The sequence below is a fragment of the Mesorhizobium sp. M7A.F.Ca.CA.002.09.1.1 genome, assembly GCF_003998555.1.
Taxonomy (GTDB): Bacteria; Pseudomonadota; Alphaproteobacteria; order Rhizobiales; family Rhizobiaceae; genus Mesorhizobium; species Mesorhizobium ciceri.
Map to the genome: position 1 here is coordinate 1 of NZ_RZRR01000521.1, position 3,993 is coordinate 3,993.

Annotated in this window: 3 protein-coding genes and 1 pseudogene; 1 reads left to right on the top strand and 3 read right to left on the bottom strand. The window is 63.0% G+C overall.

Annotated elements, in window-relative coordinates; all coding sequences use genetic code 11:
- The 3 genes and pseudogenes from EN994_RS21105 to EN994_RS21115 all read right to left on the bottom strand — a co-directional run.
- Positions 1 to 765: pseudogene (locus EN994_RS21105) on the bottom strand (hypothetical protein); the annotation flags it as partial.
- A gap of 99 nt (positions 766 to 864) precedes the next feature.
- Entirely contained in the window at positions 865 to 2,205 is a 1,341-nt protein-coding gene (locus EN994_RS21110) for a hybrid sensor histidine kinase/response regulator (RefSeq protein WP_013531263.1), read from the bottom strand.
- A gap of 14 nt (positions 2,206 to 2,219) precedes the next feature.
- A complete protein-coding gene (locus EN994_RS21115) occupies positions 2,220 to 3,404 on the bottom strand; it encodes an FIST signal transduction protein (protein ID WP_050580471.1) in 1,185 nt (394 codons plus the stop codon).
- Positions 3,405 to 3,667: 263 nt separating this feature from the next.
- Between EN994_RS21115 and EN994_RS21120 the strand changes: the two genes are divergently transcribed.
- Positions 3,668 to 3,993 (top strand): (2Fe-2S)-binding protein (locus tag EN994_RS21120; protein WP_164746054.1); only part of this gene is annotated, 326 nt, incomplete at its 3' end.

The following is a 3,993-nucleotide window of genomic DNA, read 5'->3' on the forward strand; positions in this document are numbered from 1 at the left end:
GGTCTGGCTGATAAGGGGGTTGGCGGCGTCATAGACATAGGTCCAGGTGCCGAGATCGGGATCTGACGCCGACAGCCGGTTGCCGAGCAGATCGTAGCTGTAGCTCCAGCTCGAACCGCCGGGATCGGTGACGCCGATCAGCCGGCCGAGCAGGTCGTAGCTGCGGCCCTCCGGCAGATTGAGGCCACCGACGTCGCGGACAATGGCGGCGATATCGCCGTGTGTCGTCCATGCTGTCTTAGTCGGATGGCCAAGCTCGTCCGTCATCGTCACCGCATTCAGCCGTGGGTTGACGCCGGTTCCCGTGGCCAGTTCGTTCAAGTAAGTGCGCTGGCTTGAATCCGGATTGACCGTCTTCACCAGCCGGTCGGCCCAGTCGTAGCTGTTGGTGGTCCACTGTGCCGTCTCACCGACGAACCTCGGGAAGGCGGTACGCAGCACATTGCCGCGAAGATCGTAGTCGGTCTCGGCAATGCGTCTTGCACTGGCCGCCGTCTCTCCGGGGGTTTCCACGCGATAGACCCGGCCAAGCCCGTCATAGAAGGAGCGGGTAAAATCCTCGCCGGCGCCCCCACTCGCGCCATTGGGCAGCGGGGTGTACTTGACCAGCGCCTGTGTCGCCGGATTGCCCTCGTTCTCGAAGCGCGTCTTGGTATAGGCGCCGGTGACGCTCTGAGAGACCTGATAGGGCCGGCAGAAGGCGTCATAAGTAAAGGTTTTGACGAGACCATTCGGGTCTGTCTTCGTTGCCGGCAGGCCGCACACGGCATTGTAGGTGGCGGTCGAAACAAAGCGCGCGTCGGCGACCTGTCCGCGGGAGGACGCGCTCCTTTCAAGACGATCGGAATAGCGCGTGAGAAGTGATCAGGCCAGCAAATGCGCCAGCAGCGCCCTTAGTTGGGCCGGCTTCAGCGGCTTGCGCATCAGTTCGATGCCGCCGGAGCGGGCGGCCTTGGCGACGGCTTCCGAACTGTCGGCGGTGACGATCAGCGCCGGCACGGCGCGGCCGAGATAGTCGCGGACTTCGGCGATGGTCGTGGTGCCGAGATCGCCGCCGTCGAGATGCTGGTCGGCAATGACGATGTCGGGCACCCAGTCGGTGTCGCCAAGCATGTCGAGCGCATCGTCGGTCGAGGTCGCGGCCCGCACCAGGCATTGCCAGCGTTCGAGCAGGAAGGTCATGGCTTGCAGCACTTCGATATCGTTCTCGACCAGCAGCACCTTGGTGCCGAACAGGCCATAGCCGCGCGGCCGTTCCATGTCGGCAACGCTGGCGATGGCATCGGCTGGCGCACCGATGCCGACGGGTACATCGATGTGGAAGATCGTGCCGCGTCCGACCTTCGACGAGAATGTCACGGGATGACCGAGCGCGCTGGCCATGCGGCGCACGATGGCGAGCCCGAGCCCGAGACCGCCACCGTCCAGTTCGGCATTGGCCGGCGAGGTGCCGCGGTGGAACTCCTCGAACACCGCCTCGCGCTGGTCGTCGGGAATGCCGCAGCCCGTGTCGGCGACGTCGATGCGGATGGTGTCGCCGCGATGCCTGGTGCCGACAAGCACGCCGCCCGAGCGTGTATAGCCCAGCGCGTTGGAGAGAATGTTCTGCAGGATACGGCGCAGCAGCGTGCGGTCGGAGCGGACCACGGCATGGACCGGCCGGAATTTCAGCGACAGGCCTTTCATCTCCGCCACCGGCAGGAAATCCGAGCGGAGCGACGAGAACAGCGCCTCCAGGCTGACGTCGCTTATGTCGGGCTGCACCACGCCGGCATCGAGCTTGGAGATGTCGAGCAGGGTTCGCAGCAGGTCCTCCATCGTCTCCAGCGAGCGCTCGACCTGCCGCACCAGTTTCTTGCCCTCGTCGCTGGTCTGAACTTCGGCGAGCGCCGAAACCGAAAGGTGGGCGGCATTCAGCGGCTGCAGCACGTCGTGACTGGCAGCGGCGAGGAAACGGGTTTTTGACAGGTTCGCCAGTTCGGCGTTTTCCTTGGCGGCACTGAGGTCAATGTTCGACTGCTCCAGCCGCCGCAAGGTCGAGTGAAGTTCCTCGGTACGTGTACGCACCCGGTTTTCCAGCGAGATCGTGGTCTGGAACAGCGAAAAGGCGTTGCCTTGCTGGTCCATCGAGCGCTCGACGCGGCTGACCAGTGCCGCGTTGATCTTCTTCAGCTTTTCAAGATCGTTTATGTCCCTCAGCGGCATCTTGTTGCGCCGTCCTATTCCGCCGCCTGGCGCTCGCCGAAGGCGATGCCGGTGAAAGTCTGGTTCAGATGCATCGACCGGTACTGTTCGCCATAGGTGCCGAAACCGATGACATTGTTGACCCGGTAGAGTTCCGAGATTTCGCGAAACACCTGCCGATTGCGTGCGTCCAGCCGGCGCAGCACGCAGTCGAAGCCGAGGATCATGTCGATACCGCCAAGCCTCTCCTCGACGTCGCGCAGGGCGGCGCGCGTCGATTCGACCATGTCCTTGGGCTGAGCGATCGACAGCACGACGCCATCGTCTATGGCGCAGAAGAACGACAGCGAGCCGTCGGCATGCATCTTCTGGATCGACCGGCAATAATATTGTCCGCCCACCTTCACCACCACGGGATGCGAGGCGAAGCTCAGTGGCGTCAGCATCTGCGCGACGATACCGACGGACGCGGCATATTCCTGCGCCGCATTGGTGGCGTTGAACTCGCGCACGATGCGGTGATCTGGATCGGAAGCCGTCACCACCAGTTTCTCATCGGTGGGAACGAAATTGTCGGTCTTGAAGACATGGAAGGGAATTTCGGTCGATATCAGCACGATGATGGCGCTGTCGGAGGTGACCTTGCCGTTCGAGATCAGGCGCGTCGTCTCGAATTTCAGATCGTCGCCGGCGGAGCCGCCAAGCAGCGGAATGTCATCGAGACCCCAGTGGATGGCTGAACTCACCGCTTCTTCGGCATAGGAGAGCCCGTCGATGAAGCAGAGCGCGAAAGTGCCTTTGGTCCGATCGCAACCGAGGCGCGCGCGCAGCGATCGCCGCAGGGTCTCGACCTCGCCGGTGATCCTGTCCATACCCGACGAGGACAGATTTTCGACCATCACGCTGACGGCGGTAAACGCGGGGGACGGAAGCAGCATGGCCAGCACATGACCATCCTCGAGACCTTGCGGCGTGATCTCGCCGGCAGTCGAGCAGCCGGCGTGGTGGAGCGCCGGCGCGTGGGTCATGAGCGCCTGGGAAAGGGCGCTGGCTTCGACCAGGCTCTGGGAAAAGAACAGCAGGGCAAAGCCCGCGTCGATGGCGGCTGCTTCCAGTGCGATCGCCTTGGCGAACGCCTCCATGTCGGGCTCGTCCGTGGTGAGCGCCGACAGGCCGCATGCATAGCGCGTCTGTGAATTGGCCAGCGATGTTCTCCGCATTTCCTCCGACGCTTTTTTGTGCGCGGCTGTTTTAAATGCTTCTGGCGCGCGGGCGTCGACCGACATTGTTGCCTTCAATCGGCGGTTTGGCAATGGGGCCACCGGCACCGCATGTTTGGGGGCGGCCATGACCGAAAGTACAATGTGCCGCGTTTGCGACGTGCTGTTTTTTGTCCGATGTGCGGTGTACCAATAACGCATGGCCGATGCGCCAACGCCGCGTTGGCAACGTGATGACCAAGGTTGATACCCAGGGAGGGACCATGTCGGACGTTTCGTTGATGGTGAACGGAAAGCGGGTCAGCGGTGCTGCCGAGGACCGAACACTTCTGGTTCACTTCCTGCGGGAAAATCTCGGCCTTACCGGCACGCATGTCGGTTGCGACACCTCGCAATGCGGTGCCTGCGTCGTCCACGTCGACGGCAAGGCGGTCAAATCCTGTACGATGCTCGCGGTGCAGGCCTCCGGCTCGACCGTGTTGACGATCGAGGGCCTGGCAAATGGCGCCGACCTGCATCCGGTGCAGGCCGCCTTCAAGGAACATCACGGGCTGCAGTGCGGCTTCTGCACGCCGGGCATGATCATGAC